The organism is Acidovorax sp. JG5 (assembly GCF_017939685.1).
In the GTDB taxonomy this organism is placed as follows: Bacteria; Pseudomonadota; Gammaproteobacteria; order Burkholderiales; family Burkholderiaceae_C; genus Acidovorax.
In genome coordinates this window covers 275,452-297,992 of record NZ_JAGKSE010000004.1, presented here as the reverse complement: position 1 = coordinate 297,992, position 22,541 = coordinate 275,452, and the positions used below count along the sequence as shown (strand labels likewise).

Below are 22,541 nucleotides of genomic sequence, written 5' to 3'. Positions count from 1 at the left end.
CATGCGTTTTGACATCATCACCCTGTTTCCGGAGTTGTTCGCGCCGTTTCTGGCCAGCGGTGTGACCCGCCGCGCCTACGCCAGCGGGCAGGTCGATGTGCATCTGTGGAACCCACGCGACCATGCCGAAGGAAACTACCGCCGCGTGGACGACCGGCCCTTTGGCGGCGGCCCGGGCATGGTGATGCTGGCCGAGCCGCTGGCGCGATGTCTTGCCGCCATCCGGGCCGAACGCGGCGAACCGGAAGACGGCCAGGCGCCGCTGGTTCTTTTTTCGCCCATCGGCGAAACCCTCAACCATGCGGCGGTGGAGCGCTGGTCGGCCAGTGCAGGCGCTGTTTTGCTGTGCGGGCGCTACGAAGGGATCGACCAGCGCTTTATCGACGCCCATGTCGATCTGCAGATGAGCTTGGGCGATTTCGTGCTCTCGGGCGGTGAAATTGCCGCCATGGCATTGCTCGATGCCGTGGCCCGCCTGCAACCGGGCGTGCTCAATGACGAGGGCAGCCACCAGCTCGACAGCTTCAATCCGGCCCTCGATGGCTTGCTCGATTGCCCTCACTACACCCGCCCCGAGGAGTGGGCGGGTCGCCCGGTGCCCGCGCCGCTGATGTCGGGGCACCATGCCCAGATTGAGCGCTGGCGGCGCGATCAGCGCCTGGCCATCACCGCCCGGCACCGGCCCGACCTGATCGATGCCGCGCGCAAAGCGGGGCGCCTGGCGCCCGCCGACGAGGCGGTGTTGGCCAAGCTGGCCTGAATTGCTATAATCAAAGGCTTTTCGATCCTCTGGCCGGCCGTTTTGCCCAGAAGCTTTGTCTGCAAAGCCTGCCGCAAAACCCTGAATCGTCAATCCCGACGCTGCCATTTTTGGCGCGGACAAGATCGTTGGATACCAAAATGAACCTGATCCAGACCCTGGAAGCGGAAGAAATTGCCCGCTTGAACAAGACGATTCCCGTGTTTGCTCCTGGCGACACCGTGATCGTGAGCGTGAACGTGGTTGAAGGCACGCGCAAGCGCGTGCAGGCCTATGAAGGCGTGGTGATTGCCAAGCGCAATCGCGGCCTGAACAGCGGTTTCACCGTGCGCAAGATCTCCAGCGGCGAAGGCGTGGAACGCACGTTCCAGACCTACAGCCCGTTGATCGCCAACATCGAAGTCAAGCGCCGCGGTGATGTGCGCCGCGCCAAGCTGTACTACCTGCGTGAACGCAGCGGCAAGTCGGCACGTATCAAGGAAAAGCTGCCTTCGCGCGTCAAGGTGGCTGCCCCCGTCGCCGCATAAGGCACAGGCCATCCCTGACCGGAGCCGCTACAGCATCTGCCTGTAGCGGCTTTTTGTTTTTTGCGAACCCTTGGGTCTTGCGTTCCAGGCTTGTTGTGAATCCGTCGCCCACCCCTGTTCCATCGGTCCTCCCTGCGTCGCTGTCAACGCTGCCCGATTTCGATCCTCGTGCTGTCCCGGTGGTGGGGGTGGATGCGCATCTGCCGGCCGTGCCGGCGCAGGCCCAGACGCCACAGGCCCTGCGCGCGCGTTTTGCCCACCCGCCCGTGTGGACGCCCGAGGTGGTGCTGGAAAAGAAGTTCATGAACCGCGAGCCGGCCCATGCCTCCGTGCTGGTGCCCATCGTGCTGCGCGAGCAGCCCATGGTGCTGCTCACCGAACGCACGGCCCATCTGTCCACCCATTCGGGCCAGGTGGCCTTTCCGGGCGGGCGGGCGGATGCGCAAGATGCCTCCACGGCCGACACGGCCTTGCGCGAGGCCGAGGAAGAAGTGGGGCTGGAGCGGCGCTTTGTCGAAGTGCTGGGCGTTCTGCCCACCTATGTCACCGGTTCCTCGTTCATCATCACGCCGGTCGTGGCGCTGGTGCAACCGGACTGCGCGCTGTACCCGAACCCCTATGAAGTGGCCGATATGTTCGAGGTGCCGCTGGCGTTTCTGCTGAATCCGGCCCACCACCAGCGCCACATTTTTGAGTGGCAAGGCATTCGCCGCGAGTGGTTTTCCATGCCCTACCAGGATGGCGACAAAAGCCGCTACATCTGGGGCGCCACGGCCGGCATGCTGCGCAACTTTTATCGCTTCATGCAGGCGTGAGGGCGCGGCGATGCTGTGTGGCCCAAATACGCGCCACGCCAGTATCATTGCCCTCCATGAGCTTCTTCGCCATCCTGTTCGCGCTGCTGATCGAGCAGGCCCGTCCCCTGGCCCGCACCAACCCCATCCATGCGGGACTGCGGGCGTGGGCCTTATCGGTCAGCCGCAATTTCGACGCGGGCAAGCCTCACCACGGCTGGGTGGCCTGGAGCCTCGCGGTCATCGTTCCCGCCCTGGTCACCCTGGGCATGCATTGGCTGCTGATGCTGGCACTGGGCTGGCCGTTTGCGGTGGTTTGGAGTGTGGCGGTGCTGTATGTCACCCTGGGGTTTCGCCAGTTCAGCCACCACTTCACCGGCATCCGCGATGCGCTGGAAGAGGGCGATGAAGACCGTGCGCGCGAACGCCTGGCCGACTGGCAGCAGGTGGACGTCGGTGCGTTGCCGCGCAGCGAGATCGTGCGCCATGTGATCGAGTATTCGGTGCTGTCGGCACACCGCCATGTGTTTGGCGTGCTGGCATTGTTTTCTGTGCTGGCGGCGCTGGGCCTGGGGCCTACCGGTGCTGTGCTGTACAGGATGGCCGAATTTGTTTCGCGCTACTGGCAATACAAGGAGCGCACGGGCACTCAACTGGCCAGCCCGGCGTTGCGCCGTGCCGCGGCGCAGGCCTGGACCTTGATCGACTGGCTTCCCGCGCGCATGACCGCTTTGAGCTTCGCGGTGGTGGGCAGCTTTGAAGAGGCCATTGAAGGCTGGCGCTTTCATGCGCAGCGCTTTCCCAATGACAACGACGGCGTGGTGCTGGCCGCCACGGCGGGTGCCATCAACGTGCGGCTGGGTGGCGAGGCCCTGCGTGCCCGCGCCGATCTGCAGACACCGCAGGGGCTGGAAATCGAGGCCGACATGGGCGACAGCGACAGCACCCCCGGCCGCGAGCCCGAGGTGGGGCATCTGCGCAGCGTGGTGGGCCTGGTCTGGCGCTCGGTGGTGGTGTGGATGCTGCTGCTGGCGCTGTTGACCCTGGCGCGTTTGCTGGGTTGATTGGCCGGCTTCCCAGGCCGGGTGGCTGATGCGGGAGCGGGGTCAGTAGCGGGTGTGGCCCAACTCGGTAAACAGGTCGCTATATATTCGATAGCGGTTTGCGCTGATTCCATCTGCGCCAGGGCCATTTTCGAGCGCAGTGAGCACGCCACAGCCCGGTTCGTGCAGATGAGTGCAGTTGTAGAACTTGCAGTCGGTGGCGTGGGCGGCAATGTCGGGCATGCAGGAGGCCAGTTGCATGGGCGCGATGTGCTGCAGGCCAAACTCCTGAAAACCCGGCGAATCAATCAGGGCCGTGGTGCGGGCGCTGTCCACCCAGTACCAGTTGGTGCTGGTGGTGGTGTGCTTGCCCGAGTTCAGGGCCTGTGAAATCTCTCCCGTCAGCACGGTGGCGCCGGGCACCAGCAGGTTGATCAGCGTGCTCTTGCCCGAACCCGAGGGGCCCAGCACCAGCGTGGTCTTGCCCTGCAGGTGCTGCATCAGCAGAGCGCGGTCCACGTCGCCCGATAGCGATAGCGACAGCGGCAGCACGCCATAGTGGTGCCCGCCGCCCATGTGGCGGTAGGGCAGCAGGCGCTCCCAGGCGCGGGCAAAGGGTTCCACCAGATCGCTCTTGTTGAGCGCGATCAGGGGCTGGATGCCGGCGGCCTCGGCGGCGATCAACGCGCGGGCCAGCTGGCTTTCCGAGAACACCGGTTCGGCGGCGATCAGGATCAGGATCTGGTCGAGATTGGCGGCAAAGGATTTGGTGCGGATTTCGTCCTGGCGGTAGAACAGGTTCCGCCGCTCCAGCACTTTTTCGATGGTGCCTTCCTCGCCCTGGCCCGGCGGCGGAGCCTGCCACAGCACGCGGTCGCCGACCACGGCCTGGCTTTTCTTGCCGCGCGGATGGCAGATGCGGCGCTGCCCGTTGGCGGTCTCCACCATGCAGTGGCGTCCGTGGCCGGCCACGACGAAACCTTCCATCAAGGCGCTGCGTTCAGTCATGGTGGCGGCGGGATATGGGGCTGGCGGGGTTCATGCCGTCAGGGCATCGAAGCGGGACGCGCAATCGAAGTCGGTGGCGGAGATGCCCTGCACGTCGTGCGTGTTCAGCCGCACCACACAACGGTTGTAGTGCACCGACAAATCGGGGTGGTGGTCCTGCGCGTGGGCAACGAAGGCCACGGCATTCACGAACGCCATGGTTTCGTAGTAATTGGCGAAATGGAAGGTCTTCTCGATGGCCACCTGGGCGCCGTCACCGCTCAGCGACCAGCCTTCGATCTTGGCCAGATTCGCTACTATTTCTGTAGCTGTCAGCGCACGGCGGGTAAGCGCTGACCAGTCTTTTTTCTTCAACATCGTGGTCATGGTTGGGCAGGCGATGGCATGCGCGCCAGCCGCTCGGTGGCGGGCGGGTGCGAGTAGTAGAACTTCACATACACCGGGTCGGGCGTGAGTGTGGAGGCGTTGTCTTCGTAGAGCTTGAGCAGTGCCGCAGCGAGGTCGCCACCGTTGGCCTGGGCCACGGCATACGCGTCGGCTTCGAATTCGTGGCGGCGCGACAGCTGAGCAAACAGGGGCGCAATGAACAGCGTGAAAACAGGCACGGCCAGCAGGAAAAGCAGCAGGGCCAGCGCATCATTGGGCGCCGGGGCTACGGCCAGGTCCAGCGAAATGTTGGGGCGCACTCCCAGCCCGGTGTAGAACCACACCTGGGTGGACAGCCAGCCCAGCAAGGCAAAGCCGGCCAGGCTCAGGGCAAACAGACTCACCACGCGCTTGAGAATGTGGCGGTGCTTGAAGTGCCCCAGCTCATGGGCCAGCACGGCTTCGACTTCGCCCGGCGAGAGTTGGCGCAGCAGGGTGTCGTAGAAAACAACGCGCTTGGCGGCGCCAAAGCCCGTGAAATAGGCATTGGCGTGGGCGCTGCGGCGGCTGCCATCCATCACGAACAGCCCCTTGGCCGCAAAGCCGCAACGCTGCATCAGCGCCGTGACGCGGGCCTTGAGCGATTCATCTGCAAGTGGCTGGAACTTGTTGAACAGCGGCGCGATGAAGGTGGGGTAGATCACCATCAGCAGCAGGTTGAATCCCATCCAGAAGCACCAGGCCCACAGCCACCACAGCGGGCCAGCCGCGCCCATCAGCCACAGGATCAGCGCCGCAACGGGCAGGCCAATCAGGGTGCCCACGAGGGCGGACTTGGCCAGATCGGCCAGCCACAGTGCGGGCGTCATCTTGTTGAAGCCGAAACGCTGCTCGATCACGAAGGTCTGGTACAGCGTTACCGGCAGGTCGATGGCGGCGCTGATGACCACGAACGCGGCCAGCAAGGCCAGTTGCTGCCACATGCCGCCGCCCAGGGCGTCCAGCAGGGCCCGGTTCAGGACATCCAGCCCGCCCAGCAGTGTCCAGCCGAGCAAGACGGCGGCGCCCAGCGCCATCTCCAGCAGACTGAAACGGGCCTTGGTGATGGTGTAGTCGGCAGCCTTCTGGTGGGCGGCCAGCGCAATGCGCGTGGCAAAGGCCTCGGGCACGCTGGACCGGTGCTGGGCCACATGGCGAATCTGGCGCGAAGCCAGCCAGAACTTGAGCAACAGGCCGGCACAGATCACCGCAGCAAAGGCGAGTGTGAGGGCGGTGGAGGGCGAAAAGGCGTCGGAAACGGGCATGTGGGGGCGAGTTTAGGCCATCAGCGACAATGCCCGCCATGTCTGAAGCCAACAACCCCGTACCCCCCGTGCTTTCCAAATCGGACCAGAACCTGGTCTGGCTGGATTGCGAGATGACCGGCCTGGAGCCCGATACCGACCGCCTGTTGGAAATTGCCGTGATCGTGACCGGCCCCCAATTGGAGCCCCGCATCGAAGGCCCGGTGCTGGCCATTCACCAGGCGGATGAACTGCTGGACAAGATGGACGCCTGGAACAAGGGCACGCATGGCCGTAGCGGCCTGATCGACAAGGTCAAAGCCTCCACGGTGACCGAGGCCGAGGCCGAGCAGCAGATACTGGATTTTCTGGCCCGTTACGTGCCCAAGGGGGTCGCGCCCATGTGTGGCAACAGCATTGGCCAGGACCGGCGCTTTCTGGTGCGCTATATGCCCAGGCTGGAGCGTTTCTTTCACTACCGCAATGTGGACGTGAGCACTCTCAAGGAGCTTGCCAAACGCTGGAAGCCCGAGGCCTACAGCAGCTTCAAAAAGGCGCAAAAGCACACGGCGCTGGCCGATGTGCATGAAAGCATTGACGAGCTGGCGCACTATCGCAAGCAGCTGCTGTCGGTTTGATGGTGGCTGGACGCCGCGTTGCCGCGGCGGACTTCAATCCTCTGTCATGGCGGTATGTTAGGAGTAGGGGCTTGCGGGGAAACCCCTATCCGTGCCATAATTGCGAGCTGCGCAGGAAACTGTACGCAGATTGTGCATCTCCCCTCACACACCGGGCTTGCCAGCCGGCTGTCTCAGACAGCGCAGGACTGGCGAACAACGCCCACCAGCATTCGCCCAGAGCGCATGCAGGTTTCGTTTGATGGTTGATGTTTTTTAACCATTGACGAAGCCATCGCAGGCTGCGCTTGCGACCGTCTTCGTGAGAGAAAAATTCATGACCGACACCTCTTTGGTGCAGGGCGATTTCGCGCCTGCAGACACTTCTATTGCTGCCGATATTTCCGTGCAGTCCACCCTTGAATCCTCTGCGGAATCCACCAGCGAGGCAGTCACTGCCGAGCCCAATGGCTTCATCGAACTGGGCTTGGCCCCCGAACTGGTGCAAGCCGTGGCCGATCTGGGCTACACCCAGCCGACCAGCGTGCAGCTCAAGGCCATCCCCCTGGCCATGGGCGCTGGCGCGGATGCCAAGCATTTCATCGACCTGATGGTCTCCAGCCAGACCGGCAGCGGTAAGACCGCCGCCTTCCTGCTGCCGGTGCTCAATACGCTGATCAACCAGCAGGCGGCCGCCGAAGCTGAAGAACGCGCTGCGTTCGACCGCTCCGTGGCCGAGGCCGCTGCCCGTGGCGAACCCGCTCCCAAGCGCGCCAAGCGCAAGGACCCCACCAGCTCGCGCAACTTCAAGGCCGCCACCCCCGGCGCCCTGATCCTGTGCCCCACGCGTGAGCTGGCGCAACAGGTCGCACACGACGCCATCGACCTGGTCAAGCATTGCCGTGGCCTGCGCGTGGCCAACGTGGTGGGCGGCATGCCCTACCAGTTGCAGATCGCCAAGCTGCAGAACGCCGACCTCGTAGTGGCTACGCCTGGCCGCCTGCTGGACCTGCAGCGTTCAATGCAGATCAAGCTCGACAAGGTGCAGTTCCTGGTTGTGGACGAAGCCGACCGTATGCTCGACCTGGGCTTCTCGGACGACCTGGCCGAGCTGAACCAGCTGACCAGCCAGCGCAAGCAGACCATGATGTTCAGCGCCACGTTCGCGCCACGCATCCAGCAATTGGCCATGCGTGTAATGCACGACGGTGGTTCGTCGGTGCAAAAGGTGACCATCGATTCTCCGCAAGAGAAGCACGCCAACATCAAGCAGATGCTGTACTGGGCCGACAACGCCCAACACAAGCGCAAGATGCTGGACCACTGGCTGCGTGACACCACGATCAACCAGGCCATCGTTTTCGCCAGCACCCAGGTGGAGTGCGACGGCCTGGCCAACGACCTGCAGCAAGAAGGCTTCTCGGCCGTGGCGCTGCACGGTGCCCTGAGCCAGGGCCTGCGCAACCGCCGTTTGATGGCACTGCGCGCTGGCCAGGTGCAGATCCTGGTGGCCACCGATGTGGCGGCACGTGGTATCGACGTGCCCACCATCACCCACGTGTTCAACTTTGGCCTGCCCATGAAGGCCGAGGATTACACCCACCGCATCGGCCGCACCGGCCGTGCGGGCCGCGATGGTCTGGCCATCACCTTTGCCGAGTTCCGCGATCGCCGCAAGATCTACGACATTGAGTCGTACAGCCGCCAGCAGTTCAAGGCCGAAGTGATTCCGGGCATGGAGCCGTCGGCGCGCCCACCCCAGGCCCCCCGCGGTGGTGACTTTGGCGGCCGTGGTCGCGCAGGTGGTGGTGGCTACGACCGCGATAGCCGTGAGCGCAAGTTTGGCGGCCCTGCCCGTGGTGGCAATGACCGCGGCGGCTTCGGTGGTGGTTTTGGCGGCGGCTTTGCCGGTCGCGATAACCGCGGCGCTCCTGCCCGTGCTGAAGGTGGCGGTTTCGCTGGCCGTGACGACCGCGGCGGTGATCGTGGTTTTGCTCCCCGCCGTGATGGCGACTCCTATGGCCGCAAGCCCGGCTTTGGCGACGCTGGCCGGGGTGGTTTCGCTCCCCGTGGCGATGCGGGCGCACCGCGCGGCGACTTCGCTCCCCGCAAGCCCGCTTTCTCCAAGCCAGCTGGTGCTGGTGGCGGCAAGCCATTTGTGCCCCATGATGCCCGCAAGCGCCCTGCGCGCCCTGCACGCTGAGTCATCAACGACTGCTCAGGCCTCACTGACACGTTGAAAAGGGCTGGTTCCGTGAGGAGCCAGCCCTTTTTTATCCGTCATGGGTGCTGCCGTCCCTCCGATGCGTGCTCGGGTCAGGGCCGCTGGGCACCCTCTGGGCATAGCCATACAGCCGCTCGGGCGGCACTCGCGCCAGCAGGTTTTTGTCGTTTGTTGCGGGGCCGGTGATGGCAAAGGCAGGTTCGGCAGTGTTGCGGTGCAGGGTGGTGGTGACGCTTCGTCCCTGTGCATCGGTAACGGCTGCCACCAGAGGTGTGCGGGCTTCTGCGCCGCGGCGCATCACCACGCCCAGTTCTCCGGATGCAAGTTTCACCAGATTCCCTGGCGGGTAAATCCCCAACACCTTGATGATGGCGGACGACATCGCTCCCCCCTTGTCGTCCCGAAACATCTGGCGGGCGGCATCCTGGACGCTCATCGGCGGACGGATCACGCGGGGGCTGATGCGCGCCATGAAAACATCGGCCATGCGCAGCATCTGCGCCAGTTCGCTGATTTGTGTGGTGCCGGTGGGGTAGCCTTTGCCATTGGCTTGTTCATGGTGCTGGCGCACCGCATTCAGCCATTGGGTGTCGGTGATGCCCGCCTGGGCGAGCAATGCAGCGCTGTCGAAGGGATGGGCGCGCAGTTGGACGCGCTGTCGATCCAGCATGGGGTAGTCTTGGCTCGCCATCTGGCCCTGCAGGTCGGCGATGCTGGCATTCATGGTGAGCGCGGCCAGCGTGACGAGGCGAATGTTTGCAGTAGTCCATTCCATGCGTTGTGCCATGAGGATGGTCAGCAGCGCGGTGTAGACGCTGTGGCTGAAGCCGTACCGCAGGTGTCTTGCCTGGTCCTGGCGGACGGCCATGAAGATGGCAATGTCGGCATCCAGTTCCGCCAATGTGATCAACTCCTGGGCCAGTGCATCTATCTTTGCAAGGAAGTCAGGTGCATCTGGTAGGTTGTGCAGCAGCGACTCCAGGGTGTCGATGGCATCCGTCCAGTGCACATAGATGCTCTTGGTGGGTGCAGGCTTGGGCGAAGCAAGGGCTTCTACCGCCCGCTTTTCCTCCAGGTCCACGTACATGCCACGCTCTAGCAGTGCCTGCATTTGGGTCTCGCTGCTGATGACATGCCCGCGTGCGAGAAGCAGCGTGCAATCATGATTGCGAACGTTCCACGGTAGCGGAGCGTCCATCTGGATTTCGGACTCCACCAGTTTCAATAATTGCACGGCCGGCCCTTGGTTGATCGCGTCATCTGTGTCGTCAATCTTTCACATCGGTGTGGTGTCTCTCCCAACGATTGTTGCAGAGTGGCCGACGATTGGCCGTGGCACCGTCGTCAGGCACGGGCGGAGATGCGTCCGATCTCGGGCCAGCGATGGTGCAGGTAGATCCAGGCCAGCATGCCCACGCCCATCATCAAGAACGATGCCACCGCTAGCCAAACCGTGGAGTGCATGACCAGCGGGGCCACCACGCCGGCCACCACGCCGTTGGCAGCGGAGCCGACGAACGCCTGCAGCGACGACGCCATGCCGCGCCGCTGCGGGTACAGGTCCAGCACCAGCAAGGTCACCACTGGCACCATCAGTGCCCAGCCAAAAGCGAAAACGGCAATGGGGAGCAGTGCCCAGCTGGCATGCGCTGTAAACAATGCATTGGCGATCACGTTGGCAACCGCCACTACACACATGATCACGAAACCATGCTGGATCTGCCGTTTGGGCGCAATGCGCCCGGCCAGCCGACCGCTTAGCCACGCGCCACCCATGATGCCGCAGATGGTCAGGCTAAAGAACCAGAAAAACTGCGTGGGTGCAAGCCTCAGGTGGTCACTCAGAAAAGCCGGGGCTGCCAGTACATACAGGAACATGCCATTGAACGGCACCCCGCTGGCGAAGGCCAGCAGGAGAAAGCGCATGCTCGACCCCAGCTCCCAGTAGCCTCGAAGAAGGTGCGGTATGTTGAAGGGCTGGCGATGGCTCGCTTGCAGCGTCTCGGGCAGGAAGCGCAGATTGGCGATCCAGAGTGCCACGCCCACCAGCGTCAGGAACCAAAAAATGCTGTTCCAGCCCAGATGCACAAAAAGCCAGCCGCCCACGATGGGTGCAAGGGCCGGCGCAACACCAAAGTAGATGGTGACCTGGCTCATGACCTGCTGTGCCTGGGCAGGCGGGAACATGTCACGGATGACGGCGCGCGACACCACAATGCCTGCGCCGGTGGAAAGGCCCTGCAAGGCGCGAAAGAACACCAGTTGCTCAATGCTCTGGGAGAGTGCACACCCAGCCGATGCGATGGTGAAGATGGCAATACCCGTCAGCACAACGGGTCTGCGGCCAAAGCTGTCTGCCAGCGCGCCATGAAAGAGATTCATGAAGGCAAAGCCGAACAAATAGGCGGACAGGGTCTGCTGCATCTCCACCGGGGTGGCGCCCAGAGCAATGGCAATGCCCGAGAACCCGGGAAGGTAGGTGTCGATCGAAAAGGGCCCCAGCATGCCCAGCAAGGCCAGCAGCACGGCCAGCGCCCACCGGGGTGCGGGCCATAGCAGGTGGGCGTGTGGATTCATGAGGATGGTTGAAGGGAGGAAATGAAGTAGTGCGCCAGAAGCGGCGCCGAGGCCAGGCCCATTATGGACGAGCCCTTTCCCGTGGCGCCGGCAGGCAAGCCAGAGACCAATGAACGCGCTTACCTTGCATGGCCTGCGCCGCAGTTTCAAAAGCCTGACGGAGTGGCTCGATATTCCCGCTGGCGTGGTCGCTCAAATCATGGGACGCAAGCCCAGCGCAACCGCTGAAAAGCATTACACCGTGCGCCCGCTAGACCTGCTGCGCGTGCACCATGAGCGCATCGAGGCGTGGGTTCTGGAGCAGGCCGGGATTGTGTTTGATGCCCAGCCGCGCCCGGTGCTCTGCGCATGGTGGCTGGGTGACAAGCATTTCGTATCGCCACGCGCTACAATCAACCCGTGATTAAGTCATTCCGTCACAAGGGGCTGCAAGCCTTTTTCGAGCGAGGCACCAAGGCGGGCATTCAGGCCGCCCATGCGCCCAAGCTGGCCCGGCAACTGGCCCGACTCGACCAAGCGCAACAGCCCCAGGATATGAACCTGCCCGGCTGGGGCCTGCACTCGCTGCATGGCAACCTTGCCGGGCATTGGTCGGTGTCCGTGAATGGCAATTGGCGCATGACCTTCGCCTTTGAAGGCGTGAATGCCGTATTGGTGGACTATCAGGACTACCACAGAGACAGGAGAAGCAACGATGGCACGCATGTTTAACCCCCCGCACCCTGGCCTGGCGCTGCGCGATGATGTTTTGCCCGCGCTGGGGCTGAGTGTGACCCAGGCCGCCCAGCAGTTGGACGTGTCCCGCGTGACCTTGTCGCGTGTGCTCAATGGCCGCGCTGCTGTCTCCCCAGAAATGGCCCTGCGCATAGAGGCGTGGCTGGGGCCGGAGCGTGGTGGTGATGCCCGTGTGTGGCTGGCAGAGCAAAGTGCCTACGACATGTGGCAGGCCGCACAGCGTTTCAAAGACGCGCCTATGCACGTCCAACCTGCGCCAGCGATGGCGTGACCGTTTTCGCCCCAGCTAGGCCGGGCCGCAATCCTGCCGATAAGCCAGTCCCCCCGCTGGTCTGCTGGGGCTCCTGATACCGGGGTGCATCGGGGGATGCCGCTGTGTCAACAGACAATCCGTACAACCGCAGTCATGCGGAAGCGATGCTACTGCCATGCCCTGAAAGCCGGTATTGGACGATTGATGACCGAGGCGTATGGGAGCCCCCCTCAGCCGTGGGGAGCGTCCTGCCTGGAGTGGAGTCGGACTCCACCCCGTGCGTCTATCTTGGGAATTCCCAAGATGCGCCGCTATCTGTGTGAATCACACAGATGCCGTGCCCCAGCACCCGGCATTGCCACGGCATGAGCAAACGATGCCACGGCATACCCCTGAAACCGTTCCACCCCTTCAGAGGGCCTTCGCAACGCTCATTCAACGGACGTTCAACAGCGCCGCCGTGTTTAACGTGCTGGCACCGTAAACCACCACCCCAGTCCCCGCCGTGGGGCTTTTGGGGTGCTGGTGCTGGGGCGCGATTCCCGAAATTCGCTTACATCTGCCCTTGCATCGGACGAGCGAAAACCCAAAACAAAAAACCATGCTACCGGTTTGATAGCATGGTTTCGTGTGCCCATGCGGGCTAGCTTGGTGGATCCTGAGTGATTCGAACACTCGACCTACGGATTAAGAGTCGGAGTAAATATATATTTGGCCGTGTTGATTGGTGCTGATAGAATCAATATAAATCAACAACTTACGGCTGATGTACTGGGTAAGAACACAGCATAAGCGTTGATTGATATTCCCCAAAATATGGGGTTTTTGGCTACATGGTGGCTACATGGTGGCTACATGGTGGCTACATGGTGGCTACATGGTGGCTACATGGACTGCCCGTGTAGCCAAAGCCAACCGGAGCAACAACATGGCCCGCCCAAAAAAGACAGACACGCCAGACATTGCCGAGCGCATCAACCTGACTGCTGGCGCAATCGACCGCCTGGCCTGCCCCGCTGGCAAGCAACAGGCATTCATGCGAGACAGCGAAGCGCCCGGCCTGCGTGTACGTGTAACCGCTGCTGGTGCGAAGTCTTTTGTCTATGAGGCCAAGCTAGACCGGCAAACCATCCGCCGCACCATTGGGGACGTGAAGCTGTGGAGCATTGAACAGGCCCGCACCGAAGCCCGCCGCCTTGCCGTGGTGCTGGATAACGGGCAAGACCCCCGAGAGATAGAGCGCCAGCAACAGGCAGACAAGGCCGCAGCCAAGGCGACCGCAGCCGTCCAAGCCGTTACCGTGGGCGAGGTGTGGGCCGTGTACCTTGAAGCCCGCCGCCCGCACTGGGGCGCACGGCACCATGCCGACCATGTGAAGCTGGTTCAGGCCGGTGGCGAGGTTTCCAAGCGTGGCACCCGTGGCCGTGGTGTGACTGTGGCCGGGCCGTTGCATCCGCTGATGGGGCTTGCACTGCGTGACCTGACCGCGCCTGTTATCGAGGCATGGGCAGCACGCGAAGCGCAGACCCGCCCAACATCCGCCCGGCTGGCATGGCGCTGCCTGAAAGCCTTTTTGAGCTGGTGCGCAGAACAGCCGGAATATGCGCCAGCGATGCCCAGCGTGAACCCTGCCAAGACCAAGAAGGCCCGCGAGGCATTGGGCAAGGCCGGTGTGAAGCAGGATGCGCTGCTGAAAGAACAGCTACCTGCGTGGTTTGCCGCCGTGCAACAGATTCAAAACCCCATTGCAGCCGCCTACCTGCAAGTGCTGGTGCTGACTGGTGCAAGGCCGGGCGAGGTGCTGGGGCTGCGCTGGGAGGATGTCAACACCAAGTGGAAGGGGTTGACCATCCGGGATAAGGTGGAAGGGGAGCGAGTCATACCCCTGACGCCCTATGTGTCGCACCTGCTGCACTCGCTGCCGCGCCGCAGTGACTGGGTGTTTCCCAGCACCGCACGGGGCAAGGACACCGAAGGGCAGACCCTGAGCATCCCAAGAGCCCCGCATACTGCTGCGTGCGCCGTGGCTGGTATCGAGGGGCTTACCTTGCATGGGCTGCGCAGGTCATTCAAGAGCCTGACGGAGTGGCTCGAAATTCCCGCCGGTGTGGTGGCTCAAATCATGGGCCACAAGCCCAGCGCAACCGCTGAAAAGCACTACACCGTGCGCCCGCTAGACCTGCTGCGCGTACACCATGAGCGCATAGAGGCGTGGATTTTGGAACAGGCCGGGATTGTGTTTGATGCCAAGGCCGCGCCCGGTGCGCTGCGTGTGGTGGCCGTCTGAAATAACGCAACTACAAATAATCCTTGCAATCTAAATAAACGTAGCTACACTAAACCATGAATGTGACGTTCGACCCGGCCAAAGATGCCGCCAATCTGGCAAAGCATGGGTTTTCATTGTTGGATGCCGTGGGCTTCGAATGGGAAACCGCCGTGGTGTGGCCGGACACACGCCGGGACTATGGCGAGCCCCGCATGGTGGCGCTGGGCTATATCGGCCTGCGCATCATGTACGTGGTGTTTGTTGACCGTCCGCCAGAGCAGCCGACCGAGCGCCGCGTTATCAGTTTGAGAAAAGCCAACACGCGAGAGGTGAAACGCTATGCCGAAACTTAAAACCGGAACCATCCAGCCGACGCCTGCCGAGGATGCAGCCATTACCGCCGCTGCGCTGGCAGACCCTGACGCTGCGCCCTTCACCGACACCGAATGGGAGCAGGTCAAGCCGTTGGCACGCCGTGGCCGCCCGCTGGGTAGTGGCACAAAGGCCCAGGTCACTCTGCGCCTGGATGTAGAGGTGCTGGAGAAGTTCAAGGCATCGGGCGATGGCTGGCAAACCCGCATCAATGAGGCCCTGAAAAGCTGGGTGCGGGCGCACGCCTGACCGTTTCGCCCCAGCTAGGCCCGCCTCGAAACCGGGCCGAAAAGCCAGTTCCCCCGCTGGCCTGCTGGGGCTCCTGATACCGGGGCTGCATCGGGGGTGCAATGAAATCGCGGACTCAGACCTGCAGCCCAAGCCACCTCATCGCACTGGCCGAGATTGCTACCGCGATTGCCATCGCACGCGGTACAGCGGGCTTGGAGGAACTGCATTGGCTTGCGCAGCAGGCCGCGAATGGGTTTCTGACCGCCCACTTGTATCCGCCGCACCAGCCATGGCAGAACGGCAACATCACCAACAGCGACGGCAAGCAAGCGCACAACTCTGCGGGGATTAGCCGCTACGGCAAACCAGCATCCAACCCGGCAGGGATATGGCGCACGCTGGGAAAAAAGGCCATGCTGGCCTATCGGGGCGACAAGGACGCATTCAACTACCCGCCCGCAGCATCCACATGGCACATGCTGGCCGCCGATGTGTACGAAATCGCGCAACAGCCCATGTGGAGCGCGATAGCAGCCGCAGCCCTACGAGACATTGCCTGTCGCTACAGCCCCGAATTGATGGGCGAGAGGGCGACACCCGCACCGCAACAGCCCGCACCTGCCGCAGTAGAGGCTTTGCCAGCGCAGCCCCAGGCCGCAGCGCCTGCGCCTGTGGTGGCAGAGAGCGCAGATGATGGCGAAGCGTGGAAGGCGATGGCGCGGGAAAGGGCTGGCGAAATCATCAAGCGCCAGAGAGAAAAAGACCTGCACCCAAGCCAAGAGGCTATAGCAGACGAGATTGCAAGAGAGTTTCGACAAGCCTGCATTGTGGGTGCCGGTGGCAAGCCGCTAACGGGTGCGTACATCAAGCGCCATGCACTCAAAGGCATATCGAGCGCACAAAACAGACAGCTATCAACGTCAATACGCCGGGGCAAATAGGGCAAGAAAATTCGGGGCAAGCGTTGCCCCGCAAAACCTAGCATTCATGCGGGTTACAGCGTTATTGCTTCGCTTTGAGGGCAAGCGATGCCCCGAAAAAGGTATGCACCATACCCGGCCTGTGCTGCTGGGTTGAAAGTGCAAACCGATGCAAGCAACCGAACACAGCGCAGAGACCCGCCGCGCTGTACCTGAGCCTCAACAGTTCCCCCCGCTGGAATCTGTTACCCGCCCGACAGTGGACACCGCAGCCGCTGCCTACTACCTGAACCGCAAGCCGCAGACATGCCGCGCATGGGCTTGTCTGGAAAACGGGCCGCTGCGCCCCATCCGTATATCTGGCCGCCTTGCGTGGCCCGTTTCTGAACTGCGCCGCGTGCTGGGGGTGGCGTAATGAAAGCGCTTTACCTGCACCCAGATGGCGAGGGCGAAATCTTTTTCGAGGCTGCCGCGGGCCGCCTGTTTACATCGAACGATGCCGAGGGCCTGAGCGCTTATGCACTGATTGGCCCGGCTGGCCTGCGCGAAGTGGCTGCAAAGCTGCTAGAGCTGGCCGATGAAATGGAGGCGACGGAATGAGCGCCGCTATCAATCGCCTGCTGCTGGCGCTGTGGTGCGCCGCCCCGTCCCGCTGGTTCAACCGTGGGAGGGCCGCCAAGTGAAAACGCCCGACACCACAAAAGCAGTATCGAGCGCTACCCGGCAAGGTGCGCAGATTATCACCCCCGGTGGATTGCCCGCCAAGCTGAACACCGTCACCGCCGAGGTACTGGCCCGCCTGCTCAACTATGAGCGCCTGACCAGTCTTGACGCTGTGGACGAGGCCAGCACCACCCGCCTATCTGCTGTGACCTTCTACCTTGCGGAAAAGTACGGCTGGCCCATTGAGGCCGTGGACAAGGCAGCAGGGTGCCGTGATGGCCGCGTGGCGTGGGTGGCTGAATACTTCCTTGGCCCTGAAATCGTGGCCCGCGCAATGGCCGATGGCGCTGGCGACTGGTGCGCCAAGGTACGCGCTGCCCGCCGCGCCCGCCGTGCCCATGCCGCCCAGGCCCGACGCGAGGCAGAGCGCGCAAACGCCGCCCGCAAAGCCCGCCGTCACCATCCGGGGCAGCAGGGATTGTTTGAGGGGGGTGCAGCATGAGTGCACCAATGCACCCGACCATGCAGCAACTGGCAGACAGCGCGGGCGTGTCGCGCCGCCTGGTGTTCCAAGCCCTGGCAGTGCATCGCTATGGCTGCCCGGAGCTGGTCAAAGCCGCCCATGGTGGCCTGCTGGCAATGAAGCACTGCGAGACGCTGGCAAAGGCCATGCCGCACGATGCACAGCGCGAGTTCCTGGCCGAACTTCCGACCATGACACCGCGCCAGCGTCACGACCTGCTGGCACTCATCAAAGGCGACCTGCTGCACCGCACCCGCAAGGCACGCGAAAAGGGGGCCCGTCATGAGTAGGAACAAGGCATTCAAAGACCCACGCGGGCACAGCCTGCGCATCTACAGCGATGTGTTCGACAGCGCCGCATTCGCTGCCTTGTCGCCGCATGACGTGCTGGCCTATCTGGCGCTGCTGCGCGAACTCAAAGCCTACAACAACGGCGACTTGTCCCTACCCCTGACCCGTGCGAAGAAGTGCGGCATTGGGCACCACCTGACCCTGGCGCGAAGCCTTCGGGCTTTGTGCGCCGTGGGCCTGATTGCAGTCACGCGCAAGGGTGGCTGTACCAAAGGTGGGCAGCGCCTGCCGAACCTGTATCGACTTACAGACCGCGAGTGCTACGCCATCCCAGCGAAGCACCTGGAGGCCATAAAGGAAACCAACGAATGGAAGCGCGTCACCAGTGCGCAGCATGGCCTAGACCTGATTGCAGCCGCTGAATCTGCCATCAAAGCGACCCCCGAAAAATTGAAAAGCCTAGGACACGGCGTGACACATACCACGTCACCGCGTGTCCTAGTCGGGGCCAAAACTAGGACACCGCGTGACACCTGGATTGAAGGACTAGGACACGGCGTGACTATGGCGGAAAAGGCCGCAAACCAAGCAACCATGCGGGTTCCGGCTGAGTTTTCACCTTCACCTAAAAAGGCAAGCCATAGGACACCGCGTGTATCACCTTTATACATTGCCACCCCTACGGGGCAAACGACCTGCATTCATGGGCATGGCAGCTACCGCCGACTGACAGCAAAGCCCGTTCACCTTTTCACCGGCCTGCTGAATCGCCAGCACGTCACCACCCATTGAAAGACACCACCATGACCACCAAACTTACCCACCACCACCTGAGCGCCGAGCTGGTCAACGACGACCACGGCACGGCCATCATGCTGACCCAGCACGACGAGGGCGGCTACACCGAGCCCAGCACGGTGCTGGTGCACCCGTACCAGCTTCGCGCAGTCTGCGAGCAATTCGGCATCATCGCCAGCGACACGCAAGCCGCAAAGGCCATCGCCACCTTGCAGCGCCGCATGGTGGGCCTGCATGACCGTATCGAGGCCCTTGCTGATTGGATGGCGCAGCACAGCGACCACCGACATGCCGACCTGAGCTATGAGACGACCCAGCTACGGGCGCTGCTAGACCTGGCCAGCGAGTGGTGCGCAGACTTCGAGGAAGGCTATGGCAAAGGTCCGCAGCCACAGGCCTGGCCCGCCGTGGAATCGGATTCCACAACAGCACAGTGCACCAGTGCACCCGCTGCCCAGGCTTCACTGCTTTGAGAGCCCCGACATGACCGATGCAGAACGCCGCCGCATGTGGCGAAGCTACGTTGATGCCTACTTTCGTGCGCAAGGGGCTTGGGAGGCGGCAGGAAGGCCCGCGCCGCGCCCACCCATGCCCACCCAGCCGGAAGCCGTGCAGGGGCTCCAATGCGGGGCTACGACACGGGCAGGCACCCCGTGCAAGCTGACCGGGCTTTACAAGTCGGGCCGCTGCAAGCTGCATGGTGGAATGTCCACCGGGCCAAAAACCCAGGCAGGCCGCGAGCAATCGCGCATCAACGGGGCCAAGGGTGGAAGGCCGCGCAAGAACCCGAGCCCGTGAGCGGAGGGGGAAAGCTCACTTTGAGGTCACTAATGGGTCACCGCTGAGTTGACGCCGGGTTGCCACTGGGTTTACAGACTGCACAAAGCCTAAACAGAGAATCCCGCGTTGCTTAAAATTTAGGCAGTACAACCACCCGAAGCAAAGCGATGCGCCTGAACCTGTCCGACGCCGTGGATGACCTTGCACCGCCGCCACCGCCGTGTTTCTTCAACCGGGCGAGCTGGATTGCCTACCTCAAGAGCGCAGCCGCAGCGCAGAACCACAATGGTAGCCAGCCGGTCATCATCGTGGCCGCTGATGGCGAACCGGCATTCAACGCCCGGCTGAACTACTGCGCGGACTGCACGCAGGCAAAGAGCTTAGAGATGCAGGACAAGGGCCGGTGCAACCCGTACCACCTGAGCGATGACCCCGAGCGGGTGCCCGCTGGGGGCTGGCAGGCCAGAGATGAGGCTGCACCACAGTGCACCAAAACGCAACGTCCCCAAGACCTACCCGTGAGCAGTGCGATGCGCTGGCAAGATGCCTTTGACCGGCTGGTGACGCACCTGCTGGCGCAGGGGGCGCGCACGGTGTGAAGCTAGGCGGCATGGCCGAACCCTGTGCGCAGCCAATCGGAAAGCTCACGGGGATGAAGAACGTGGTCGGCGGCAAGCCAGAACGTGCCCGATGACCTTTTGACGGCCACAAACGCGCCGCGTGGTGTATCGGCAAACCCGATGCACATGCCGTGATGGGTATGGAGCGGATTCTTTGCCCACCGGACTTCCTCAGCAGAAGGGGTGGACTTTTCAGGCTTTGCTGTGGCTTGGGCATCGACCCAAACATAGGCGCGAGCTGTACGGACGTAAGGCATATCTTCTCCTTGAGACGTAGAAACGCACAACACGACTGGTGCTGTGCAATGGTTTATCTCAAGGAGGGCTGGCTTACGGCATGGCCTGAATTCTACAGACATGAATTGCACTCAACGACACGCGACCGTGCTACAGTTCCCCCAAGCCGAAAGGCCCGGTGCTAGACACACCACATCCGAAGCGGTAGCAGCCCCCACCGATAAGCGGGGTTTTGTCACGCCCAAATTCTGGGGCTGGTGCGCCTGCACTTGTCTCCCATGGTTTCGGGCGGGGTGCGTCTATCCGCAAGGACGGCGGCACGGCTTCGGACGTGTGTCTAACACCCCGCCCACCTTATGCGCTAGACACGCAAACGGTGGATTCCTTGCCACTCCCGAAGGAGCCAAGACCATGACCGCAATCACGGAGCGCAAACCCGCGCCCAGCACGTCCACCACGGACACCATCCCCACCGCCAACCTGACCGCCGTTCTGGCCGCCTTCAATGCGGCGAACCTGGCAACTAGCTACATCGAGCGGGGCAACTTCACCGCCGCCCGGCGCAAGCTGGTGCAGGCGCTGGCATCCATAGGCCAACTGCAAGCGGAGGGCTGACCATGAGCAGCACCACCCACACCGCCCACCCCCAGGGCGAGGCCGCTGCATTGCGTGAAGCCCTGCGCCTGGCACTGGCCGCGCTGGAGAAGGCTATTGATGACGGCTGCGCCATCGAGGCACACGACCGGATGACCATTGACGGCGACACCTGGGCTGTCGGCAGCATCTGCGCCCTGGCCCATGACGCCCTGACCGGCAAGGAGGATTGAGCCATGACGCACTTCATCCCGGCAGATACCCCACTCAACCCGACTGATGGCAGGGGCCCAACTACACCCGCAGCCGGGCCGTTGACGCCGGCCCGCCACATTTCCGAAGGAGTGACCAAACCAACGCGCCTGCTGGAGCTGGGCACAGGGGAATACGGAAAGACCGCGCTGCTGGCGTTTCCCGGCGGCTGGCAGCGCACGATTGACCTGCCCACCCAGGCAGACGCCTGGCACCCGTTGTTTTCAGAGCTGCCCCAGGCAGACGTGCAGCTTCTGCGCAAGCATGCAGCCCATCCCATCATTCGGCACCCAGACGGCACACGCACGCGCCGAGGGGCTTTGTCCTTTGTCACCGAAGAAGTCAGCCGAGTGGGTGGATGGACTGGGGACCGCTGCTTTGATGTTCCTGAAGAGCATTGTTACGCGGGGTTCGTCACTGGCTACCGCTGCGCCGCCGAGCTGCTGGACGCCCTGGCGCGTGGCTACGGGCCGCACATCATCAAGCAACACGTCATCAAGGCTGCATTGCAGGCCAGCGATGAGCCCCACGGCAAACCATCACGGCGCGGTGCTGGCACCGCTTTCATGGAGGTTATCGGTGAGGCTCTGACTTTCATGGCCAAGCATGCCCGACACAGGGAATACATGGCCGCCAAGATTGCCGAGGCCGAGCGCTTGCAAGCAACCATGGCGGAGCTGGACGCAAAAGAGAAGGCCGCTTTCGTGGAGCGCATGAAGGCCGCCAGACTCAGCAAAGCACAGCGTAGAGTCAGCACCACGGCGCAGCACTGAGCCATGGCGAACGGACGCAACAAGCTGCGCCGGGGCGATGCGGGCCGGGATGCTGGCGGGTTTGTGGCGCTGCCGTGGGCCGTGCTGGACAGCCCCGCCTACACCCGGCTATCCATGCACGCCCGCGCCCTGCTGCTGGAAGTGGCCCGGCAGTTCACGCGGGACAACAACGGCTGGCTGCTGCTGTCTCGGGCCTACATGGCGGGCCGGGGCTGGAACTCAAACGACATGCTGACCAAGGCCAAGCGCGAGCTGCTGGATGCTGGGTTCATCTTCGAGACAGTGAAGGGCCAGCGCCCGAACAAGGCCGCCCGGTATGCGGTGACCTGGCGGGCACTCGACCGGAATCCGGGGTATGACGTGGGTACAGCCGAGGCATTTCAGCGGGGCGCGTACCGGATGAAAGACCCCGTGCAAAACGCATCGCCTGTACCGCCCCACGGTACAGAGAAAAACGCATCCCTTGTACCGTCCCACGGTCCCATAGACCGCCCTATTGCACCGCCCCACGGTACAGAGAGGGCGTCCACTGTACCGCCCCACGGTGCTATCCGGGGTGATTTTGGGGCTCTCTCTGTCCCGCCACACGGACACCTATCTAGAGAACCATCTACAGCGAGCGCAGCGACGGGTGTTCAGGATGTTGAAGGGGTGCAGAGGGTGGCAGCAAAAAGAGCCCCGAGCATGTCCACCGCCGCGACGACCAGGCCGCCCAGCCGCAGCCGAGCAGACGCCAGCCAGCGAGCCCCCCAACCACCCGACCCGACCGCGCAGCTTGAGTTGCTGCTGAACCGGCAGGACTGAGGCATGGTTACGGCAAAGGTTACGCCCTGGCGCTGCATCCCATCAACATGCAGGCCCGCACTGAGTGCGGAGCCATACGCCCCCCACGGTTGAGGGGTGGCTCCAATGCTTTTGGGTGGGCACTCAGTACCCACCCTCCCAGACGCCCCCCACGGATAAGAGGTGGCTCCAATGCGCCAGCGGCCCGCACCCTGGAGCGCAACGGCAAGACCTGATAGCAAGCCCCC

Annotated in this window: 29 protein-coding genes and 1 pseudogene; 24 read left to right on the top strand and 6 right to left on the bottom strand. The window is 63.0% G+C overall.

Annotated elements, in window-relative coordinates:
* The first annotated feature begins 1 nt into the window (after position 1).
* The 4 genes from trmD to J8G26_RS07255 all read left to right on the top strand — a co-directional run bounded on the left by trmD (position 2) and on the right by J8G26_RS07255 (position 3,145).
* Complete coding sequence (gene trmD / locus J8G26_RS07270) at positions 2–760, top strand: tRNA (guanosine(37)-N1)-methyltransferase TrmD (protein ID WP_210568424.1); 759 nt, start codon at positions 2–4, stop codon at positions 758–760.
* Between the two features lie 140 nt (positions 761–900).
* Entirely contained in the window at positions 901–1,287 is a 387-nt protein-coding gene (rplS, locus tag J8G26_RS07265) for a 50S ribosomal protein L19 (RefSeq protein ID WP_086913118.1), read from the top strand.
* Positions 1,288–1,382: 95 nt separating this feature from the next.
* Entirely contained in the window at positions 1,383–2,102 is a 720-nt protein-coding gene (locus tag J8G26_RS07260) for a CoA pyrophosphatase (protein WP_349238312.1), read from the top strand.
* Positions 2,103–2,158: 56 nt separating this feature from the next.
* A complete protein-coding gene (locus tag J8G26_RS07255) occupies positions 2,159–3,145 on the top strand; it encodes a CobD/CbiB family protein (protein ID WP_210568423.1) in 987 nt (328 codons plus the stop codon).
* A gap of 42 nt (positions 3,146–3,187) precedes the next feature.
* Here the strand turns inward: J8G26_RS07255 and rsgA are convergent, their stop codons facing one another.
* From rsgA to J8G26_RS07240, 3 genes are read right to left on the bottom strand one after another with little or no spacing between them, the layout of a single operon-like run.
* Entirely contained in the window at positions 3,188–4,132 is a 945-nt protein-coding gene (rsgA, locus tag J8G26_RS07250) for a ribosome small subunit-dependent GTPase A (RefSeq protein WP_210568422.1), read from the bottom strand.
* Between the two features lie 30 nt (positions 4,133–4,162).
* Entirely contained in the window at positions 4,163–4,498 is a 336-nt protein-coding gene (locus tag J8G26_RS07245) for a 4a-hydroxytetrahydrobiopterin dehydratase (protein ID WP_210568421.1), read from the bottom strand.
* Positions 4,495–5,802, bottom strand: coding sequence for a M48 family metallopeptidase (locus J8G26_RS07240; RefSeq protein ID WP_210568420.1), 1,308 nt, complete (start codon positions 5,800–5,802; stop codon positions 4,495–4,497). Before J8G26_RS07240 ends, J8G26_RS07245 begins: the two co-directional genes overlap by 4 nt.
* 38 nt (positions 5,803–5,840) lie before the next feature.
* On the opposite strand from J8G26_RS07240, the gene orn reads away from it, so the two are divergent.
* A complete protein-coding gene (orn, locus tag J8G26_RS07235) occupies positions 5,841–6,419 on the top strand; it encodes an oligoribonuclease (RefSeq protein WP_087748185.1) in 579 nt (192 codons plus the stop codon).
* A gap of 316 nt (positions 6,420–6,735) precedes the next feature.
* Positions 6,736–8,601: a DEAD/DEAH box helicase gene (locus J8G26_RS07230; protein ID WP_210568419.1), complete on the top strand. Its 1,866-nt coding sequence runs from the start codon at positions 6,736–6,738 to the stop codon at positions 8,599–8,601.
* A 70-nt stretch (positions 8,602–8,671) separates the two neighbouring features.
* On the opposite strand, the gene J8G26_RS07225 is transcribed toward J8G26_RS07230, so the two are convergent.
* Both J8G26_RS07225 and J8G26_RS07220 read right to left on the bottom strand, forming a co-directional pair.
* On the bottom strand, positions 8,672–9,856 hold the full coding sequence (locus J8G26_RS07225) for an HD domain-containing phosphohydrolase (RefSeq protein WP_349238311.1): 1,185 nt from the start codon (positions 9,854–9,856) through the stop codon (positions 8,672–8,674).
* Positions 9,857–9,966: 110 nt separating this feature from the next.
* Positions 9,967–11,199, bottom strand: coding sequence for a multidrug effflux MFS transporter (locus tag J8G26_RS07220; protein WP_210568418.1), 1,233 nt, complete (start codon positions 11,197–11,199; stop codon positions 9,967–9,969).
* 109 nt (positions 11,200–11,308) lie between these two features.
* Between J8G26_RS07220 and J8G26_RS07215 the strand changes: the two are divergent.
* The 14 genes and pseudogenes from J8G26_RS07215 to J8G26_RS07155 all read left to right on the top strand — a co-directional run.
* Positions 11,309–11,602: pseudogene (locus J8G26_RS07215) on the top strand (hypothetical protein); the annotation flags it as partial.
* On the top strand, positions 11,599–11,910 hold the full coding sequence (locus J8G26_RS07210) for a type II toxin-antitoxin system RelE/ParE family toxin (protein ID WP_210568417.1): 312 nt from the start codon (positions 11,599–11,601) through the stop codon (positions 11,908–11,910). The pseudogene J8G26_RS07215 and the gene J8G26_RS07210, both read left to right, overlap by 4 nt.
* The gene (locus J8G26_RS07205) at positions 11,894–12,205 is read left to right on the top strand and encodes a HigA family addiction module antitoxin (protein WP_087744230.1); all 312 of its coding nucleotides are present in this window, start codon (positions 11,894–11,896) and stop codon (positions 12,203–12,205) included. The genes J8G26_RS07210 and J8G26_RS07205 overlap by 17 nt, the downstream gene beginning before the upstream one ends.
* A 910-nt stretch (positions 12,206–13,115) precedes the next feature.
* Positions 13,116–14,474, top strand: a complete 1,359-nt coding sequence (locus J8G26_RS07200; protein ID WP_210568416.1) for an integrase family protein — start codon at positions 13,116–13,118, stop codon at positions 14,472–14,474.
* 56 nt (positions 14,475–14,530) lie between these two features.
* Positions 14,531–14,809, top strand: a complete 279-nt coding sequence (locus J8G26_RS07195; protein ID WP_210568415.1) for a BrnT family toxin — start codon at positions 14,531–14,533, stop codon at positions 14,807–14,809.
* A complete protein-coding gene (locus J8G26_RS07190) occupies positions 14,796–15,077 on the top strand; it encodes a BrnA antitoxin family protein (protein WP_210568414.1) in 282 nt (93 codons plus the stop codon). The genes J8G26_RS07195 and J8G26_RS07190 overlap by 14 nt, the downstream gene beginning before the upstream one ends.
* Before the next feature lie 101 nt (positions 15,078–15,178).
* Entirely contained in the window at positions 15,179–16,000 is an 822-nt protein-coding gene (locus tag J8G26_RS07185; RefSeq protein ID WP_210568413.1) for a hypothetical protein, read from the top strand.
* 393 nt (positions 16,001–16,393) lie between these two features.
* The gene (locus J8G26_RS07180; protein WP_011806453.1) at positions 16,394–16,579 is read left to right on the top strand and encodes a hypothetical protein; all 186 of its coding nucleotides are present in this window, start codon (positions 16,394–16,396) and stop codon (positions 16,577–16,579) included.
* 154 nt (positions 16,580–16,733) lie between these two features.
* Positions 16,734–17,144: a hypothetical protein gene (locus tag J8G26_RS07175; protein WP_049756497.1), complete on the top strand. Its 411-nt coding sequence runs from the start codon at positions 16,734–16,736 to the stop codon at positions 17,142–17,144.
* The gene (locus J8G26_RS07170) at positions 17,141–17,455 is read left to right on the top strand and encodes a hypothetical protein (protein WP_011806451.1); all 315 of its coding nucleotides are present in this window, start codon (positions 17,141–17,143) and stop codon (positions 17,453–17,455) included. Before J8G26_RS07175 ends, J8G26_RS07170 begins: the two co-directional genes overlap by 4 nt.
* Positions 17,448–18,248 (top strand): hypothetical protein, encoded by an 801-nt coding sequence (locus J8G26_RS07165; protein WP_210568412.1) that lies wholly within the window; start codon positions 17,448–17,450, stop codon positions 18,246–18,248. The genes J8G26_RS07170 and J8G26_RS07165 overlap by 8 nt, the downstream gene beginning before the upstream one ends.
* Before the next feature lie 11 nt (positions 18,249–18,259).
* Complete coding sequence (locus J8G26_RS07160) at positions 18,260–18,727, top strand: hypothetical protein (RefSeq protein ID WP_011806449.1); 468 nt, start codon at positions 18,260–18,262, stop codon at positions 18,725–18,727.
* Positions 18,627–19,052 (top strand): HGGxSTG domain-containing protein, encoded by a 426-nt coding sequence (locus tag J8G26_RS19625; protein WP_349238310.1) that lies wholly within the window; start codon positions 18,627–18,629, stop codon positions 19,050–19,052. Before J8G26_RS07160 ends, J8G26_RS19625 begins: the two co-directional genes overlap by 101 nt.
* Before the next feature lie 149 nt (positions 19,053–19,201).
* Positions 19,202–19,633 (top strand): hypothetical protein, encoded by a 432-nt coding sequence (locus J8G26_RS07155; RefSeq protein WP_210568411.1) that lies wholly within the window; start codon positions 19,202–19,204, stop codon positions 19,631–19,633.
* 2 nt (positions 19,634–19,635) lie between these two features.
* On the opposite strand, the gene J8G26_RS07150 is transcribed toward J8G26_RS07155, so the two are convergent.
* Positions 19,636–19,911 carry a hypothetical protein gene (locus J8G26_RS07150; protein ID WP_210568410.1) on the bottom strand — a complete coding sequence of 92 codons (276 nt, stop codon included), beginning with the start codon at positions 19,909–19,911 and terminating at the stop codon, positions 19,636–19,638.
* Between the two features lie 391 nt (positions 19,912–20,302).
* On the opposite strand from J8G26_RS07150, the gene J8G26_RS07145 reads away from it, so the two are divergent.
* The 4 genes from J8G26_RS07145 (at position 20,303) to J8G26_RS07130 (ending at position 22,314) form a co-directional block, all read left to right on the top strand.
* Complete coding sequence (locus J8G26_RS07145) at positions 20,303–20,506, top strand: hypothetical protein (RefSeq protein WP_210568409.1); 204 nt, start codon at positions 20,303–20,305, stop codon at positions 20,504–20,506.
* 2 nt (positions 20,507–20,508) lie between these two features.
* Positions 20,509–20,718, top strand: coding sequence for a hypothetical protein (locus J8G26_RS07140; RefSeq protein ID WP_210568408.1), 210 nt, complete (start codon positions 20,509–20,511; stop codon positions 20,716–20,718).
* 111 nt (positions 20,719–20,829) lie between these two features.
* A complete protein-coding gene (locus tag J8G26_RS07135) occupies positions 20,830–21,510 on the top strand; it encodes a hypothetical protein (protein WP_210568407.1) in 681 nt (226 codons plus the stop codon).
* A 3-nt stretch (positions 21,511–21,513) separates the two neighbouring features.
* Positions 21,514–22,314, top strand: a complete 801-nt coding sequence (locus J8G26_RS07130) for a hypothetical protein (protein ID WP_210568406.1) — start codon at positions 21,514–21,516, stop codon at positions 22,312–22,314.
* Positions 22,315–22,541: the final 227 nt, after the last annotated feature.

What these genes read in the sequence shown, in the direction of transcription:
- J8G26_RS07150 (WP_210568410.1), bottom strand. Translation starts at nt 19,911, where the DNA reads ATGCCTTACGTCCGTACAGCTCGCGCCTATGTTTGGGTCGATGCCCAA.
- J8G26_RS07165 (WP_210568412.1), top strand. Translation starts at nt 17,448, where the DNA reads ATGAGTAGGAACAAGGCATTCAAAGACCCACGCGGGCACAGCCTGCGC.
- J8G26_RS07145 (WP_210568409.1), top strand. Translation starts at nt 20,303, where the DNA reads ATGACCGCAATCACGGAGCGCAAACCCGCGCCCAGCACGTCCACCACG.
- rsgA (WP_210568422.1), bottom strand. Translation starts at nt 4,132, where the DNA reads ATGACTGAACGCAGCGCCTTGATGGAAGGTTTCGTCGTGGCCGGCCAC.
- J8G26_RS07245 (WP_210568421.1), bottom strand. Translation starts at nt 4,498, where the DNA reads ATGACCACGATGTTGAAGAAAAAAGACTGGTCAGCGCTTACCCGCCGT.
- J8G26_RS07185 (WP_210568413.1), top strand. Translation starts at nt 15,179, where the DNA reads ATGAAATCGCGGACTCAGACCTGCAGCCCAAGCCACCTCATCGCACTG.
- J8G26_RS07155 (WP_210568411.1), top strand. Translation starts at nt 19,202, where the DNA reads ATGCGCCTGAACCTGTCCGACGCCGTGGATGACCTTGCACCGCCGCCA.
- J8G26_RS07170 (WP_011806451.1), top strand. Translation starts at nt 17,141, where the DNA reads ATGAGTGCACCAATGCACCCGACCATGCAGCAACTGGCAGACAGCGCG.
- orn (WP_087748185.1), top strand. Translation starts at nt 5,841, where the DNA reads ATGTCTGAAGCCAACAACCCCGTACCCCCCGTGCTTTCCAAATCGGAC.
- J8G26_RS07240 (WP_210568420.1), bottom strand. Translation starts at nt 5,802, where the DNA reads ATGCCCGTTTCCGACGCCTTTTCGCCCTCCACCGCCCTCACACTCGCC.
- J8G26_RS07230 (WP_210568419.1), top strand. Translation starts at nt 6,736, where the DNA reads ATGACCGACACCTCTTTGGTGCAGGGCGATTTCGCGCCTGCAGACACT.
- J8G26_RS07180 (WP_011806453.1), top strand. Translation starts at nt 16,394, where the DNA reads ATGAAAGCGCTTTACCTGCACCCAGATGGCGAGGGCGAAATCTTTTTC.
- J8G26_RS07200 (WP_210568416.1), top strand. Translation starts at nt 13,116, where the DNA reads ATGGCCCGCCCAAAAAAGACAGACACGCCAGACATTGCCGAGCGCATC.
- J8G26_RS07190 (WP_210568414.1), top strand. Translation starts at nt 14,796, where the DNA reads ATGCCGAAACTTAAAACCGGAACCATCCAGCCGACGCCTGCCGAGGAT.
- J8G26_RS07140 (WP_210568408.1), top strand. Translation starts at nt 20,509, where the DNA reads ATGAGCAGCACCACCCACACCGCCCACCCCCAGGGCGAGGCCGCTGCA.
- J8G26_RS19625 (WP_349238310.1), top strand. Translation starts at nt 18,627, where the DNA reads ATGGCAAAGGTCCGCAGCCACAGGCCTGGCCCGCCGTGGAATCGGATT.
- J8G26_RS07130 (WP_210568406.1), top strand. Translation starts at nt 21,514, where the DNA reads ATGGCGAACGGACGCAACAAGCTGCGCCGGGGCGATGCGGGCCGGGAT.
- J8G26_RS07205 (WP_087744230.1), top strand. Translation starts at nt 11,894, where the DNA reads ATGGCACGCATGTTTAACCCCCCGCACCCTGGCCTGGCGCTGCGCGAT.
- J8G26_RS07255 (WP_210568423.1), top strand. Translation starts at nt 2,159, where the DNA reads ATGAGCTTCTTCGCCATCCTGTTCGCGCTGCTGATCGAGCAGGCCCGT.
- J8G26_RS07195 (WP_210568415.1), top strand. Translation starts at nt 14,531, where the DNA reads ATGAATGTGACGTTCGACCCGGCCAAAGATGCCGCCAATCTGGCAAAG.
- rplS (WP_086913118.1), top strand. Translation starts at nt 901, where the DNA reads ATGAACCTGATCCAGACCCTGGAAGCGGAAGAAATTGCCCGCTTGAAC.
- J8G26_RS07220 (WP_210568418.1), bottom strand. Translation starts at nt 11,199, where the DNA reads ATGAATCCACACGCCCACCTGCTATGGCCCGCACCCCGGTGGGCGCTG.
- J8G26_RS07160 (WP_011806449.1), top strand. Translation starts at nt 18,260, where the DNA reads ATGACCACCAAACTTACCCACCACCACCTGAGCGCCGAGCTGGTCAAC.
- trmD (WP_210568424.1), top strand. Translation starts at nt 2, where the DNA reads ATGCGTTTTGACATCATCACCCTGTTTCCGGAGTTGTTCGCGCCGTTT.